The 16,010-nt window shown below is 60.3% G+C and carries 14 protein-coding genes; 6 read left to right on the forward strand and 8 right to left on the reverse strand.

Annotated features, from left to right (window positions below; translation table 11 throughout):
• Window positions 1-83: 83 nt before the first annotated feature.
• The 3 genes from sixA to AB4N44_RS09565 are packed head-to-tail and all read right to left on the reverse strand — an operon-like array spanning window position 84 to window position 1,927.
• Window positions 84-536, reverse strand: a complete 453-nt coding sequence (gene sixA / locus AB4N44_RS09555) for a phosphohistidine phosphatase SixA (protein ID WP_007917466.1) — start codon at window positions 534-536, stop codon at window positions 84-86.
• Window positions 533-880 carry a DUF4389 domain-containing protein gene (locus tag AB4N44_RS09560; protein ID WP_150750540.1) on the reverse strand — a complete coding sequence of 116 codons (348 nt, stop codon included), beginning with the start codon at window positions 878-880 and terminating at the stop codon, window positions 533-535. The genes sixA and AB4N44_RS09560 overlap by 4 nt, the downstream gene beginning before the upstream one ends.
• A 21-nt stretch (window positions 881-901) precedes the next feature.
• The gene (locus AB4N44_RS09565) at window positions 902-1,927 is read right to left on the reverse strand and encodes an NAD(P)H-dependent glycerol-3-phosphate dehydrogenase (protein ID WP_064391581.1); all 1,026 of its coding nucleotides are present in this window, start codon (window positions 1,925-1,927) and stop codon (window positions 902-904) included.
• 196 nt (window positions 1,928-2,123) lie between these two features.
• Between AB4N44_RS09565 and AB4N44_RS09570 the strand changes: the two genes are divergently transcribed.
• The 6 genes from AB4N44_RS09570 to AB4N44_RS09595 all read left to right on the forward strand — a co-directional run bounded on the left by AB4N44_RS09570 (window position 2,124) and on the right by AB4N44_RS09595 (window position 9,686).
• Window positions 2,124-4,247 (forward strand): TonB-dependent receptor plug domain-containing protein, encoded by a 2,124-nt coding sequence (locus AB4N44_RS09570; protein ID WP_460109138.1) that lies wholly within the window; start codon window positions 2,124-2,126, stop codon window positions 4,245-4,247.
• 1 nt (window position 4,248) lies between these two features.
• Window positions 4,249-5,181, forward strand: coding sequence for an ABC transporter substrate-binding protein (locus AB4N44_RS09575; RefSeq protein WP_127929366.1), 933 nt, complete (start codon window positions 4,249-4,251; stop codon window positions 5,179-5,181).
• Window positions 5,178-7,082: an ATP-binding protein gene (locus tag AB4N44_RS09580; RefSeq protein WP_460109135.1), complete on the forward strand. Its 1,905-nt coding sequence runs from the start codon at window positions 5,178-5,180 to the stop codon at window positions 7,080-7,082. Before AB4N44_RS09575 ends, AB4N44_RS09580 begins: the two co-directional genes overlap by 4 nt.
• 247 nt (window positions 7,083-7,329) lie before the next feature.
• Entirely contained in the window at window positions 7,330-7,845 is a 516-nt protein-coding gene (gene fabA / locus AB4N44_RS09585) for a 3-hydroxyacyl-[acyl-carrier-protein] dehydratase FabA (RefSeq protein ID WP_003227150.1), read from the forward strand.
• Between the two features lie 11 nt (window positions 7,846-7,856).
• Entirely contained in the window at window positions 7,857-9,077 is a 1,221-nt protein-coding gene (gene fabB / locus AB4N44_RS09590; protein WP_003227152.1) for a beta-ketoacyl-ACP synthase I, read from the forward strand.
• 420 nt (window positions 9,078-9,497) lie between these two features.
• Window positions 9,498-9,686: a hypothetical protein gene (locus AB4N44_RS09595; protein ID WP_007917473.1), complete on the forward strand. Its 189-nt coding sequence runs from the start codon at window positions 9,498-9,500 to the stop codon at window positions 9,684-9,686.
• 70 nt (window positions 9,687-9,756) lie between these two features.
• On the opposite strand, the gene AB4N44_RS09600 is transcribed toward AB4N44_RS09595, so the two are convergent.
• The 5 genes from AB4N44_RS09600 to cysM all read right to left on the reverse strand — a co-directional run bounded on the left by AB4N44_RS09600 (window position 9,757) and on the right by cysM (window position 15,909).
• Window positions 9,757-10,299, reverse strand: a complete 543-nt coding sequence (locus AB4N44_RS09600) for a DUF2058 domain-containing protein (RefSeq protein ID WP_016987455.1) — start codon at window positions 10,297-10,299, stop codon at window positions 9,757-9,759.
• Window positions 10,300-10,324: 25 nt separating this feature from the next.
• Window positions 10,325-11,158, reverse strand: a complete 834-nt coding sequence (mazG, locus tag AB4N44_RS09605; RefSeq protein WP_460111582.1) for a nucleoside triphosphate pyrophosphohydrolase — start codon at window positions 11,156-11,158, stop codon at window positions 10,325-10,327.
• 127 nt (window positions 11,159-11,285) lie between these two features.
• Window positions 11,286-13,529: a GTP diphosphokinase gene (gene relA, locus AB4N44_RS09610; protein ID WP_007917476.1), complete on the reverse strand. Its 2,244-nt coding sequence runs from the start codon at window positions 13,527-13,529 to the stop codon at window positions 11,286-11,288.
• A gap of 101 nt (window positions 13,530-13,630) precedes the next feature.
• Window positions 13,631-15,007 (reverse strand): 23S rRNA (uracil(1939)-C(5))-methyltransferase RlmD, encoded by a 1,377-nt coding sequence (rlmD, locus tag AB4N44_RS09615; protein WP_150750537.1) that lies wholly within the window; start codon window positions 15,005-15,007, stop codon window positions 13,631-13,633.
• The gene (cysM, locus tag AB4N44_RS09620) at window positions 15,007-15,909 is read right to left on the reverse strand and encodes a cysteine synthase CysM (RefSeq protein ID WP_026000780.1); all 903 of its coding nucleotides are present in this window, start codon (window positions 15,907-15,909) and stop codon (window positions 15,007-15,009) included. The genes rlmD and cysM overlap by 1 nt, the downstream gene beginning before the upstream one ends.
• Window positions 15,910-16,010: the final 101 nt, after the last annotated feature.

The following is a 16,010-nucleotide window of genomic DNA, read 5'->3' on the forward strand; positions in this document are numbered from 1 at the left end:
TCGCGAATGCAGTGTGTCAGACCCATAAAGGGTGAATGACACGCCGCTTTCGCGAGCAGGCTCGCTCCCACAAGGGATCAGCGTTACGGGTGTTTGAGGCTGTTGAGGGTCATCGAGCCAATCAGCAACTCAGGGCTTTCCAGCTCGGCCAAGCCAGCAGTACTGACCTTCTCCGGCGGATACCCGGCGCCATGCTGCAGATAGCTCAGCAGATTGCCCACCAAAGGGTTATGGCTGACCAGCAACACATTGCTCACCGACACCAGTTGATCGGTCACCTTGTCCGGATCAACTTCCGGTGTCAGCCACTCCACCGTGCGGATTTCCGGCTCGAAACCCAGCGCTTCGCGAACAATCTGCGCGGTTTGCTGCGCACGCAGATAGGGGCTGGCGTAGATCGCCGTCAGCGGCTGGCCGATCAAACGGGCCGCGCTGCTCAAGGCTTCTTTACGACCGTGCTCGGTCAGTTCCCGCTCGGAATCGGGGCACGAGCCGTAAGGCACGGCCTCACCGTGACGCAACACCCAGAGTTTCATAGCTTGGGTTCCTCATCTCGGACCGGGTGCGGTGTCGGCGGCACGGCGTGCGGCGCTTCACCTTCCGGGGTACGCGGCGTTGGCCAGTCGGCGAACGGCCACGGTTTCTGGTCGCTGTGGAAACTGCCGAAGCGGCCGATCTGCGCCAGAAACTGGCTCAGGCTGTCGCCGAAGTTCATCAGGCTGGCGCTCGGGGCGCCATAGATCAAACGATAGATCAGTTGCACCAGGACCACCGCGCCGAGGATGAACTGCGCCACTTGCCAGACCAGCACGTAGACGATCATCCACAACACGCGCAGGAGGATGGATTCGTACTTGGCTTCGGTTTTCGGATCGTTCATGGCTTGCTACTCCCGGCTCACTCAGTTGAAACCACTGGTGGAAATAAAGTCGACGTCGGTTTTCGGCTCGGCCCGCATCAATAGACCGATCACCTGCTCCAGCGTGCGTCCTTCAAAGAGGATCGCATGCAGCCCGGCGACCAGCGGCATGTACACGCCGACTTCCTGGGACTTGGCCTTGAGCACTTTGAGCGTGTTGACGCCTTCGGCGACTTCGCCAAGACGCGACACCGCTTCGTCGAGGCTCAAACCCTGACCCAGCGCGAAACCGACTTGATAGTTGCGACTTTTTGGCGATGAGCAGGTCACGATCAGATCGCCGACGCCAGCCAGACCAAGGAAAGTCATGGGATTCGCCCCCTGATTCACGGCAAAGCGGGTCATTTCCGCCAATGCGCGAGTGATCAGCATGCTCTTGGTGTTCTCGCCCATTTCCAGCGCCACCGCCATGCCGGCGATGATCGCGTAGACGTTTTTCAACGCCCCGCCCAACTCGACGCCGAAACGGTCGGCACTGGCGTAAACGCGGAAGGTGCGACCGTGCAGCGCGGCTTGCACTTGTTTACAGAGTTCTTCGTCTTCGCTGGCGACCACCGTGGCGGTCAGCGCATGTTCGGCGATTTCCCGCGCCAGATTCGGCCCGGACAGCACGCCGATGCGCGCTTGCGGGGCGATCTCTTCAAGAATCTGGCTCATCAGTTTGAAGGTCTGGGCTTCGATGCCTTTGGTCAGGCTGACCAGCATCTTGCCGCTCAACCGCTCGGCGTGGGCGGCGAGTACCGTGCGCAATGCGCTGGACGGCAGCGCGACGAAGCACAAATCACAGGCGTCGAGGGTTTCCTGCAGGTCGGTGACGGCGGTCACCCCCGGCAGAATCTTGATGCCTTTGAGGTAACGCGGATTTTCGCGATTGACCCGGATGGCCTCGGCCTGCTCGGGGTCACGCATCCACTGCCGGACTTGATGGCCATTCTCGGCCAAAAGATTGGCCACGGCGGTACCAAAACTTCCGCCTCCCAGGACCGCAATCGGGCGCTGTTCAGTCATATGCAATCCGTTAATCCATACCAGTGGCGATGGCGGCATTATACGGGGCAGCCCGGTCGCGGCCAGCCCCAGCAACAATTACCGACACTTGTAGGAAGAAGACCAATAAAACCTAGGAAAATGCTACTAACGTGAATGGAAAAGTCACGGTGCTCGGTTAACATGCGCGCCAAATCTTTACGATCAAGGCTGCGTCGTGTTTTTCGCTCCTCCCCCTCCCCGTTCGTCCCTTTTGCTGGCGCTGCTGTTCAGCCCGCTAGTGCTGGCGGACGACCTGTTCATGGACAACGAAGCACTGCCGCAGGTGCTGACGGCCACGCGCCTGAAACAGACACCGGCGGAAGTGCCGGGGAGCATGACCGTACTCGACAGCGAGTTGATCAACGCCAGCGGCGCCCGCGACATCAGTGAGCTGCTGCGCCTGGTGCCAGGGATGATGGTCGGCAACATCAGCGGCAATCAGGCGGCCGTCAATTATCACGGCACCAACGCCAGCGAAGCACGGCGCATGCAAGTGTTGATCGACGGCCGCTCGGTGTACCGCGCCGGTTTGTCCACGGTGGACTGGAGCGATATCCCCGTGGCCATGGAGGACATCGAGCGCATCGAAGTGTTTCGCGGCCCGAACACTGTCAGTTATGGCGCCAACGCGCTGATGGCAGTGGTCAACATCATTACCCGTCACCCGGCAGACAGCCACGGCACTCGCCTGAAGTACACCCGTGGCCAGCGTGGCATCAATGATTTTTACGCCAGCCAGGGCACCGGCTGGAATGGTGGTGATCTGCGCTTGTCGCTGTCCGGTCAGGAAGATGACGGCTTCGACAGCGATCGCAGCGGTGCAGACTACCGTGACAGCCGCCGCTTGAATCGCTTCAGTCTCGCGGTCAGTCACACCCTCAGCGATAACCAGAGCCTCGACTGGCAGGTCAACGCCAAGGACGGCACCAACCAGCGGCCCTACACCTACCGCCCGGTGTTCTCCGGGATTACCGCCGCCGGGAACAATTCCGACGTAGTCGCCAAGGATTACGCCGGCTCGGTGCGCTGGAATCTCGATATCAACCCGGAGCACAGCCTTTATATACAAGGCTCGGCGCAACACTGGGATCGTCAGCAAACCTGGCGCGCCTGCGATGCCGAGGTATCGTTCAGCCCCGAACTGACGCAACTGTGGCAGCTCAACCCGAATTACACCGAACGTCTGGCGCGCAACATCACCCGGTTCACCGGCCCCGGAGCGGCGCCCGGCACGCCACAGGAAATGGCCCTGGCCAATCAGGTGCTTGATCAATGGCGCAACGGCGCCAGCCGAACCCTGTGCGGCGACATCGATCAGAGCGCCCGCGAATCGCGCTACGACCTCGAATTGCAGGACACCCTCAGCCTGTCCGACAGCCTGCGTCTGGTCAGCGGCATGAACTATCGTTACGACCGCGACGACTCCGAGACTTACTTCAATGGCACGCTGGACGACACCACTTGGCGCGCGTTCGGCCAACTGGAATGGCGCGCCACGGAACACTGGCTGTTGCAGGGCGGTGCGATGTTCGAAAACACGCAACTGATCGGCAGTTCGCTGACCCCGCGCTTCGCCGTCAATTACCTGATCAACCCGCGCCACGGCCTGCGTGCGGTGTATTCGGAGGCGATCCGCTCGCCGGACATGTTCGAAAACAATGTGAACTGGAGCTATCAGGTCAGCAACCTGCGCCCATCGGCCTATGGCCAGTCTTCGGCGCGCTACTTCGTCAAGACTCGCGGCCCCGGCGATCTCGATCAGGAACACATGCGCTCGCGCGAGCTGGGCTACAACGGCTATTTCGCCGAACTGGGCCTGGCCCTGGATGTGAAGCTGTTCTACGACGAGATCACCGGGATGATCAGTGAACCGCTACGTAACAACCAGTACATCGCCAGCAATGCCAACAGCTCACGTTTTCGTGGCACGGAAACCCAGCTCGACTGGCGCGTGAGCCTGGCCGACCGTTTGCGCTTCACCTACGCCTTTGTCGATGCCGAGGCGAGTAACCCACTGGATCAGCAGTTCACTTCACGCAACAGCGGTTCGGCCGGCTGGCTGCGCGACTGGGGCCATGGCTGGAACAGCGCCCTCTTCTATTACGGCGACAACGCACTCAACGGCTACCGTTTCGAGCGCGTCGACACGCGCATCGCCAAACGCATCGCGCTGGGCAAAGCACAATTGCAACTGGCTGGCGTACTGCAACAGCGTCTCGACCACGAGCCGACCACTTTCGTTGACAACAATTACGACGAACGCCGGGTGATGTACTTCAGCGCCGAGCTGGAGTTCTAGGATGCGCTACCGGCAGTCACGGAAGATGCCAACCCTGGGCCACTGGCTGGCCGGGGTTTGTCTGTTTATGACCGCATGGCTGCATGGTGTGGCGGTGCAGGCCGCCGATATCCTGTTGACCGGCGCCGAAGAAAGTCCAGGCGTACAAGCGTTCGTCCAGGCGCTCAGTGAACTGCGACCGACCGACAACGTGCGTTTCCAGCCACTGGCCAGCCTGCCTGCGCCGGGCAAACTGCCCGCCGGCCTGCGCCTGATTCTGCTCGACCTGCCGAGCCTCGACTGGCGTCTGCAAGAACCCCAAGGCCCGGCGACGCTGGTGCTGCGCATCAGTCGCCTGCAAGCCCGGCAGCGCCTCGGCAGCGCGCAACCGGCGCATCTGAGTTTGCTGTGGAGTGATCCGCCGCTGAGCCGACAGTTGCAGTTGATCCGACGCATTTTGCCCCAGGCCCGGCGGATCGGCGTGCTGTTCGATGAGCACAGCGAATTTCTCCTCAAGGAGCTGAATCTCGCCGCCGCGCCGCTGAACCTGCAAGTCGTCAGCCAGCGCTGGGACAACACCCACGACAGCCGCCCGCTGCAAACCGTGCTGAAAAACAGCGACGTGCTGCTCGGGCTCGACGACCCCGATCTGTACAACCCGAAAACCGCGAAAAACCTGCTGCTCAGCAGTTACTCACGGCAAGTCGCACTGGTCGGCCCCAACGTCGCGTTCGTCCGCGCCGGCAGCCTGGCCAGCAGTTACAGCGACCAGAACGACTGGCTGGCAATCCTCGATCAATTGCTCGACCAACCGCCGGCCACTTGGCCGCGGACGCTCTACCCCGCACGTTTTAAAGTCTCAAGTAATGCGCAGGTCGCTCGTTCACTGGGTATCGAACCGCTCAATGACGCATCTGTTGCCAGCGCGCTGGCTGAAGGAGAACGCCGCCCATGAGTTTCCGTCGCCGTTGGGACATCAACACCCGCACCCAGCTGATCAGCCTGGGCCCGGCGTTGTTGCTGACCTTGCTGTTGATCAGCTTCTTCACCTTCGTGCGCATTCAGGATTTGCGTCAGGAACTGAACCACACCGGTCAACTGATCGCCAACCAACTGGCGCCCGCCACCGAATACGGGGTGATTTCCGGTAACAACGAAGTGCTGGAAAGCCTGCTCAAAGCCACACTGGCCACGCCCAACGTGCGTTTTCTCGAAGTACAGGACAGCGCCAACCGGATTCTGGTGTACGTCGAACAACCCGCGGCGGCGCACGGTCGGCCGCATCAGGTCGAAGTGTTTCAGACACCAGTACGGTTGCAGCGCATCGCCCTGCACAATGATTTCTTCCAGGACGGCAAGGTCAGCAATAGCGGGGCCGGCGAAGATTATCTGGGCCGGGTGATCGTCGGCTTGTCCAACGACGCGTTCAGCCAGCGCCAGCAGGAGATTCTGCTCAAGGCCGGGATTCTCGCGCTGTTCGCCCTGCTCTTCACCTTTGTGTTGGCACGGCGCCTGGCCGGCAGCCTGTCGCAGCCGATCCGCGATATCGGTGACGCGGTGAAGGCGATTCAGGACGGCGATTACAAAACCCCGTTGCCGATCGTCGATGACACCGAACTGGGCGCGCTGTCGCAACACATCAACAACCTTGCCCAGGCGCTGGAACAGGCCAGCCGCGAGCAGCATCAAGCCATGGCCCAACTGATCCAGACCCGTGAAGAAGCGGAAAAGGCCAACAACGCCAAGTCCGACTTTCTGGCGATGATGAGCCATGAACTGCGCACGCCCATGAACGGCGTGCTGGGCATGCTGCAATTGCTGGAGACCACCGAGATGACCGAGGAGCAGGTCGAATACGCCGCCCTTGCCTCGGAGTCCACCGAGCACTTGCTGAAAGTCATCAACGATATTCTCGACTTCTCGCGCATCGAACGTTCGGAGCTGGAACTGGAGCACATCCCGTTCAACCTGGCCGAACTGATCGGCGCCTGCGCCCAGTCGTTCCAGCACAGCGCGGTACAGCGAGGGCTGGCGCTGAACCTGCGCATCCCGGACGACATGCGCGGTTTGCAGGTGCAAGGCGATCCAACGCGGATCCGGCAGATTCTGGTCAATCTGGTTGGCAACGCACTGAAATTCACCGAACAGGGTCGCGTCAGCATCGAGGCGCAGTGGCAGTCGCTGGATCATGAATTGCTGTGGTTCACCTGCTCGGTGCGTGACAGCGGCATCGGTATTTCTTCCGAAAGTCTGGAATTGATGTTCAACGCTTTCCAGCAGGCAGACAGTTCAATCTCGCGGCGTTACGGTGGCACCGGTCTCGGTTTGCCGATCGCCCGTACGCTGGCCGAACGGATGGGCGGCACCTTGCGCGCGCAGAGCGAGGAAGGCCGTGGTTCGGTGTTCACTCTGGAAATTCCGCTGGCACTCTATAAGCAGGCGCTCCCGCCATTGGCCGCGCCGCGTGCACTGAACGGCAAAGAGCATGGTGAAGGACGCAATGTCTTGCTGGTCGAAGACAATCCGGTAAACCAGACGGTTATTGAAGCGATGCTGCGCAGTCTGGGCTTTACTGTCAGTGTCGCCACTGATGGCGCACAAGCCGTGCGCAACGCCGAGGGCAGCGACTTCGAAGTGATTCTGATGGATTGCCGTTTGCCGATCATCGATGGCTATGAGGCCACGCGGCAGATCCGGCTGCTGCCCGGACGCAGTGAGGTGCCGATCATCGCGCTGACCGCCAACGCCTTGCAGGGCGACCGCGAAACCTGTCTGGCGGCGGGCATGAACGATTATCTGGCAAAGCCGTTCAAACGTAATGACCTGCAGCAGATTCTGCAGCGCTGGGTGTCGTAGTGTGGGCCTTTCGACCATCTGCGACTGGCGTGAAAAGCGAAAGTGCGGCAGTCTTAGGCACCCGAACGAGCCTCAAAAGGGGCTTGAATAAAAATTTCAGTGCACAAGTGTACATTCATGTCCTTGGTGCTGTGACTTTCACCACAACGCAATAGTCTATGAGTAGGCTGCCGGTTCGAGGCATGAACGCTTCGAACGGTCGGGAAGATTTGCCCCACCTGCCGCATGGGATTATTGAGGAGCTCGCATGACCAAACAAAACGCCTTTACTCGGGAAGATCTGCTGCGCTGCAGTCGCGGTGAGCTGTTCGGCCCAGGTAACGCGCAACTGCCCGCCCCGAACATGCTGATGGTCGATCGCATCACCCTGATCAGCGAAGAAGGCGGCAAGTACGGCAAAGGTGAATTGGTCGCCGAGCTGGATATCAACCCTGATCTGTGGTTCTTCGCGTGCCACTTCGAAGGCGATCCGGTGATGCCGGGCTGCCTGGGTCTGGACGCCATGTGGCAACTGGTCGGTTTCTTCCTGGGCTGGCAAGGCCTGCCGGGCCGTGGCCGTGCGCTGGGTTCGGGCGAAGTGAAATTCTTCGGTCAGGTACTGCCGACCGCCAAGAAAGTCACCTACAACATTCATATCAAACGCGTCCTCAAGGGCAAGCTGAACCTGGCCATTGCCGATGGTTCGGTGACTGTCGACGGTCGCGAAATCTACACCGCCGAAGGCCTTCGCGTCGGCGTGTTCACCTCCACTGACAACTTCTAAGGGTTATTCGCATGCGCCGCGTCGTTATCACTGGTCTGGGCATTGTTTCGTGCCTGGGCAATGACAAAGAGACCGTCTCCGCTAACCTGCGTGCAAGCCGCCCTGGCATCCGGTTCAACCCGGAATATGCCGAAATGGGTCTGCGTAGCCAGGTTTCCGGCTCCATCGACCTCAACCTTGAAGAGCTGATCGATCGCAAGATCTATCGCTTCGTTGGCCACGCAGCGGCTTACGCCTACCTGGCCATGAAAGACGCTATTGCTGACTCCGGCCTGACCGAAGAGCAAGTGTCCAACCCGCGTACCGGCCTGATCGCCGGCTCCGGCGGTGCTTCCACACTGAACCAGATGGAAGCGCTGGACATCCTGCGCGAGAAAGGCGTGAAGCGCGTTGGCCCGTACCGCGTAACGCGGACCATGAGCAGCACCGTTTCCGCTTGCCTGGCCACGCCATTCAAGATCAAGGGCCTGAACTACTCCATCGCTTCTGCCTGCGCCACCAGTGCTCACTGCATCGGTACCGCCATGGAACAGATCCAGATGGGCAAGCAGGACATCGTTTTCGCCGGTGGCGGTGAAGAAGAGCACTGGAGCCAGTCGTTCCTGTTCGACGCCATGGGCGCTCTGTCCAGCAAGCGTAACGACACCCCGGAACAAGCTTCCCGTGCCTACGACGCCGACCGTGACGGTTTCGTCATCGCTGGCGGTGGCGGCATGGTCGTGGTTGAAGAGCTGGAACACGCTCTGGCCCGTGGCGCGAAAATCTACGCGGAAATCGTTGGCTACGGCGCGACCTCCGACGGTTACGACATGGTTGCCCCGAGTGGCGAAGGCGCGATCCGCTGCATGCAGATGGCGATGTCCACCGTTGATACGCCGATCGACTACCTGAACACCCACGGCACCTCGACTCCGGTCGGCGACGTCGCGGAAATGAAAGGTGTGCGTGAAGTGTTCGGCGACAAGGCACCGGCGATCAGCTCGACCAAGAGCCTGTCGGGTCACTCCCTGGGCGCCGCCGGCGTTCACGAAGCGATCTACTGCATGCTGATGATGGAAGGCAACTTCATTGCCGGTTCCGCCAACATCGACGAGCTGGACCCAGAAGTGGCCGACCTGCCGGTGCTGACCAAGACCCGCGAAAACGCCACGATCAACACCGTGATGAGCAACAGCTTCGGCTTCGGCGGCACCAACGCCACGCTGGTACTGAAGCGCTGGGAAGGCAAGTAATTCCCCCCGCTTGAGCCACACATGAAAACGCCCCGACTGGTTCGGGGCGTTTTTTTTTTCGCCTGTAGAAATTAGCCGGGACACTATCGGTCCGTGTTGTTGATCGTTCCCACGCTCTGCGTGGGAATGCAGCCCGTGACGCTCCGCGTCACTGGACGCGGAGCGTCCCCAGAGGCATTCCCACGCGGAGCGTGGGAACGATCAAAGACAATGGGTTTCGGCGCTTCTGAAAATGAAACTTCTGTCATGAAACTTACCGCCCTGCGACCGAATGTCGCGGATTACGCGGGCTGCAGCACTGTTGCAAAATACGCAATAACACCTTGCACAAATCAGCCGTTTACTTAGCAAGCTAACAAATCATATAACAGAGTCCTGCACACGCCTTGCTGCAGATAACTTGAGATTTGGAGCTAGCAGATGACTGTAAAAGTAACTGAACGCGACGATTCACACATGTCCCACGAAGGCGTAGCCGCCGGTATCCGCATCTGGGATGTGCATCAACAAGACTTGCTGGTCGGCATGTTCCACAACGAGATCGATGCCCACAACTACAAGGCCGAACTGGAAGTGCAAGAACAGCAGCGGGATCTGAAATCCGCCTGATTCAACCACAGCATTGAAAACGACAAACCCCGCCATGAGCGGGGTTTGTCGTTGTTACAGCTTTATCGATTTACCACATCAGATCATCAGGAATCTGATACGCCGCGTACGGATCGTCCTCAGTGCTGACCTCTTCGGTCTGCACGTTGAGCTGGACGATACGCTGTGGATCGCGCTCCTGGATCTTCAGGGCCGCTTCACGCGGGATCACTTCGTAGCCGCCGGCATGGTGGACGATCGCCAGCGAACCGCTGCTGAGCTTGTTGCGCATCAGCGTGTTGACCGAGATGCGCTTGACCTTCTTGTCGTCGACGAAGTTGTAGTAGTCCTCGGTGGTCAGCTTCGGCAGACGCGAGACTTCAATCAGTTGCTTGACCTGCGCCGCACGCGCCTTGGCCTCGGCTTTCTCTTTCTGCTGACGGTTCAGCTCCTGGTCACGCTTGACCTTCTCGGCCATGGCTTCCTGGGCGGCACGCTGCTGCGAGTCGTCCAGCTCGATCTGGCCTTTGTGCGCCAGACGCTGCTGCTTCTGCTTGTCCTTGCTGACCTGTTTGGCCTGCTTTTGGTTGACCAGGCCTGCTTTGAGCAACTGGTCGCGAAGGGAAATACTCATGGTGCTTACTCACTTGGGCAGTGGCTCAGCCGCAGCCGGGCAAATTCTTTTCCTGACGTTTGGCTTCACCCCACAGGGCGTCCAACTCTTCGAGGGTGCAATCTTCTATGGGACGGTGGGTGTCGCGCAATGCCTGTTCGATAAATCGGAAACGTCTTTCGAACTTGCCGTTGGCGCCACGCAATGCCGTTTCCGGGTCGACCTTCAGATGCCGGGCCAGATTGACCACGGAAAACAGCAGGTCGCCGATCTCGTCAGCCACAGCGACGGGATCGTTTTCGGACATGGCTTCGAGGACTTCATCGAGCTCTTCGCGCACCTTGTCGAGCACGGGCAAGGCGTCTGGCCAGTCAAAACCGACCTGCCCTGCGCGCTTCTGCAGCTTGGCCGAACGCGACAAGGCCGGCAACGTCGCCGGCACGTCATCGAGCAGTGACAGTTGCTCGGGCGCGGCGGATTTCTCGGCGCGCTCTTCGGCCTTGATCTCTTCCCAGCGCTGCTTGACCTGTTCTTCGCTCAAGCGCGGCACATCCAGCGGTGCGTAGAGATCACCGGTGGGGAACACGTGGGGATGACGGCGGATCAGTTTGCGGGTGATGCTGTCGATCACGCCGGCGAATTCGAAGCGCCCTTCTTCCTTGGCCAACTGGCTGTAATACACCACCTGGAACAACAAATCGCCGAGCTCACCCTGCAAATGATCGAAGTCGCCGCGTTCGATGGCGTCGGCCACTTCGTAGGCTTCTTCGAGCGTGTGCGGGACGATGGTCGCGTAGGTTTGCTTGATGTCCCACGGGCAACCGTACTGCGGATCGCGCAGACGGCTCATCAGGTGGAGCAGATCTTCAAGGCTGTACATCATTTAGCTGTCTCACCACAAAACCACTGTGGGAGCGAGCCTGCTCGCGAAAGCGGTGTGTCTGCAACTATGTTGTCGACTGACACGCCCTCTTCGCGAGCAGGCTCGCTCCCACAGAGAAGCCACATCACGGCGTACGGTTACGCCGCGTTTCGATGATGTTCGGCAACTGCGAAATCCGCCCGAGCAACCGCCCCAGTGCATCCAGACCCGGGATCTCGATGGTCAGCGACATCAGCGCGGTGTTGTCTTCCTTGTTCGAGCGGGTGTTGACCGCCAGCACGTTGATGCGCTCGTTGAGCAGTACCTGCGAGACGTCACGCAGCAGACCGGAGCGATCATAGGCACGAATGACAATGTCCACCGGGTAGGTGAGCACCGGCACCGGGCCCCAGCTGACCTGAATGATCCGCTCTGGCTCGCGCCCGCCCAGTTGCAGCACCGAGGCACAGTCCTGACGGTGAATGCTCACGCCACGACCCTGAGTGATATAGCCGACGATCGCATCGCCCGGCAGCGGCTGGCAGCAGCCGGCCATCTGCGTCATCAGGTTGCCGACGCCCTGGATCTGAATGTCGCCGCGCTTGCCCGGTTTGTAGCCGGTGGCTTTGCGCGGAATCAGCTCCAACTGTTCGTTGCCGCGTTCCGGCTCGACCAGTTGCTGCGCGAGGTTGACCAGTTGCGCCAAACGCAGATCGCCGGCACCGAGGGCGGCGAACATGTCTTCGGCGGTTTTCATGTTGGCCTTGTCGGCCAGCTTGTCGAAATCCACCGCGGGCAGACCGAGGCGCGTCAGCTCGCGCTCGATCAGGGTTTTACCGGCGGCCACGTTCTGGTCGCGCGCCTGCAATTTGAACCAGTGGACGATCTTCGCCCGCGCCCGCGAGGTGGTGACGTAACCGAGGTTGGAGTTCAACCAGTCGCGGCTCGGTGTGCCGTGTTTGCTGGTGATGATCTCGACCTGCTCACCGGTCTGCAGGCTGTAGTTGAGCGGCACGATGCGCCCGTTGATCTTCGCGCCACGGCAGTTGTGGCCGATTTCGGTGTGCACGCGATAGGCGAAGTCCAGCGGCGTCGCGCCTTTCGGCAAGTCGATGGCGTGACCGTCGGGAGTGAAGATGTAAACCCGATCCGGCTCGATATCGACACGCAACTGTTCCGCCAGACCACCGATATCGCCCAGTTCTTCGTGCCACTCGAGCACCTGACGCAGCCAGGAGATTTTCTCTTCGTAGTGATTCGAACCGGATTTGACGTCGGTGCCCTTGTAGCGCCAGTGCGCGCAGACGCCGAGTTCGGCCTCTTCGTGCATCGAGTGCGTACGTATCTGCACCTCAAGCACTTTACCCTCAGGGCCGATCACCGCCGTGTGCAACGAGCGGTAGCCGTTCTCTTTCGGGTTGGCGATGTAGTCGTCGAATTCTTTCGGGATGTGCCGCCACAAGGTGTGGACGATGCCGAGCGCGGTGTAGCAGTCGCGCATTTCCGGCACCAGCACGCGCACCGCGCGCACGTCGTAGATCTGGCTGAATTCCAGACCCTTGCGCTGCATTTTGCGCCAGATCGAATAGATGTGTTTGGCGCGGCCGCTGATATCGGCGTCGACGCCGGTGGCCTGCAATTCATCCTTGAGCTGGGTCATCACGTCGGCGATGAAACGCTCGCGATCAAGCCGTCGCTCGTGGAGCAACTTGGCGATCTGTTTGTATTGATCGGGTTCGAGATAACGGAAGGACAAATCCTCCAGTTCCCATTTGATATGACCGATGCCGAGCCGGTGCGCGAGCGGCGCATAGATGTCGAAGACTTCCCGGGCGACACGGTTACGCTTTTCGTCGTCGGCGGTTTTCACTGCACGAATGGCGCAGGTACGTTCGGCCAGTTTGATCAGCGCGACACGCACATCGTCGACCATCGCCACGAGCATCTTGCGCAGGTTTTCCACCTGCCCTTGCGTGCCCATGACCATCGACTGACGCGGGCTGAGACTGGCACTGATGGCCGCCATGCGCTGCACGCCGTCGATCAGCTTGGCGACCACCGGACCGAAGCGCTGGCCGACGGCCGCGAGTTCGATCTGGCCTTCGCGCACGCCGCGATACAGGACCGCCGCGACCAGCGAATCCTGATCGAGCTTGAGGTCGGCGAGAATCTCGGCGATTTCCAGGCCGGTACTGAAACTGCCGGAGCCTTCGGCCCACAGATTCTTCTTGGCATTGGACTGTTGTTCGGCCTCGCGAGCGAACTCGCAGGCTTCTTTCAAGGCTTCGCGATCCAGTGCCAGATCGACACTGACCGCGTGATCGAGCCAAGCCTCGAGATTGATACTGCCGTCAGTGTTGATCGGCTGGTGTGCTCTCACCTGTACCATCTTGCTTTACCTTCCCTACGACGCAGATTCAATGCGTCAAATCGCTGATCCTTATTGCCCGTTTGCGCTCGCGGGGCTAAAGCGAGCGCTGCGCGGACAGATCAGACGGATTCAGACGAGCCATCCTGGCTCGCTTCAAATAACGCCATGGCCTCGACATGTGCCGTCTGAGGAAACATATCGAGAATCCCGGCACGTTTTAACCGGTAGCCCTGCTTGATCAATTCGACCGTATCGCGCGCCAGAGTTGCAGGGTTGCACGATACGTACACCAACCGTTTGGCACCCAGGGTCGCCAGCTTGCGAACCACCTCGAAAGCACCGTCACGCGGTGGGTCCAAGAGTACCGCAGAAAAGCCGTTTCCGATCCACTGGGCATCGGTCAAAGGCTGGGATAAATCGGCTTGAAAAAACTTTGTGTTATGCAAATTGTTACTGGCGGCGTTCGCTTCAGCGCGATCGACCATGGTTTGCACACCCTCGACCGCGACGACTTCGCGCACGGCTTTGGCCAACGGCAAGGCGAAGTTGCCCAAGCCGCAGAACAGATCGAGCACGCGCTCGTCGCGACCCGGCTTCAGCCAGTCCAGCGCCTGTGCAACCATCGCTTCGTTGACACCGGCATTGACCTGAATGAAGTCACCCGGTCGGTACGCCAGATCCAGATCCCACTGCTCCAGGCGATAGCCCAGCGACTGGGTGGCATCGACCGGTTGCGGCTCACCTTCGCCATGCAGCCACAATTGCGCTTCATGGAACTGGCAGAAGTCCTTGAGGATGGTCAGATCCGCTTCGGACAACGGCGCCATGTGCCGCAGCAACACCGCCAGTGACGAGCCGCTGAACAACTCGACATGCCCCAACGCTTGCGGTTTGCTCAAACGACGGAGCATCTCCGGCAAACGGGTCATGATCGGTTGCAAGGGCTGTACCAGCACCGGGCATTCGCTGATCGCGACAATGTCCTGACTGCCGGCGGCACGGAAACCGACTTCGAGTTTCTTCGCCTTCATGTCCCAGCGCACCGCAATCCGGGCGCGACGGCGATAGCCGAATTCGGGACCGGTCAGCGGTGCTGCCCATTCTTCAGGTTCGACACCGGCAACGCGCGACAATTGCTCGGCGAGCATGCGCTGTTTCAGGGCGAGTTGTTCGTCATGGGGCAAATGCTGGACGCTGCAACCGCCGCAACGGCCGGCGTGCTGACACGGTGCCGGGCGGCGCAATTCGCTGGCCTTGAACACGCGCTCGGTGCGCGCCTCGACCACTTTGCCGTGGGCGCCGAGCACCCGCGCTTCGACCTCTTCACCGGCAAGCGCGCCGAGGACGAACCAGGTTTTGCCTTCGAAAAACGCGATACCGCGACCGTCATTGGCCAGGCGCTCAATGCTCAAGCGCTGCTTTTTACCGGTCGGAATTTGCGCGGCCTTGCTGCCACCCGTGGGCTGGAAGCGCAGGCCTCTCTCGTGCTTGGCCATCAGTTGGGCGCGTCGAAAATGCCGGTCGACAGATAACGGTCGCCACGGTCGCAGATGATCGCGACGATCACCGCGTTTTCAACTTCTTTGGACAGGCGCAGCATCGCTGCCACCGCACCGCCTGAGGACACGCCGCAGAAGATGCCTTCCTCGCGGGCCAGACGCCGGGTGACGTCTTCGGCCTCGCTTTGCGCCATGTCGACGATGCGGTCAACGCGGTCAGCCTGATAGATCTTCGGCAGGTATTCCTGCGGCCAGCGGCGGATGCCGGGAATGGCCGAGCCTTCCATCGGCTGCAGACCGACGATCTGCACGCTGTCGCTCTGCTCTTTCAAGTAGCGCGACACGCCCATGATGGTACCGGTGGTGCCCATCGAACTGACGAAATGGGTGATGGTGCCCTGGGTCTGACGCCAGATTTCCGGACCTGTGGTGGTGTAGTGCGCTTCAGGATTGTCGCCGTTGGCGAACTGATCGAGCACCTTGCCACGGCCTTCGGCTTCCATACGCTGCGCAAGATCGCGCGCGCCTTCCATGCCCTCTTCCTGGCTGACCAGAATCAGCTCGGCGCCATAGGCGGTCATCGCCGCTTTACGTTCAGCGCTGGAGTTGTCCGGCATGATCAGGATCATTTTGTAACCCTTGATCGCGGCCGCCATGGCCAGCGCGATCCCGGTGTTGCCCGAGGTCGCTTCGATCAGCGTATCGCCGGCGTGGATCTGCCCGCGCAACTCGGCGCGAGTGATCATCGACAGCGCCGGACGGTCCTTGACCGAACCCGCCGGGTTATTCCCTTCGAGCTTGAGCAATAGGGTGTTGCTGGTGGCACCGGGCAGGCGCTGCAAACGCACCAGCGGAGTGTTGCCGACGCAATCGGCGATGGTTGGGTACTGCAGGGTCATGGCGTATTCGCAATCCAGACGTGCGGGGGCGCCTATCATACCGGCAAACCCGCGCAGGCCATATCACGCAAAGTGCGGTGCTTATGGTTTATGGGAATAAG

This window comes from Pseudomonas sp. S3_C06, assembly GCF_054667675.1.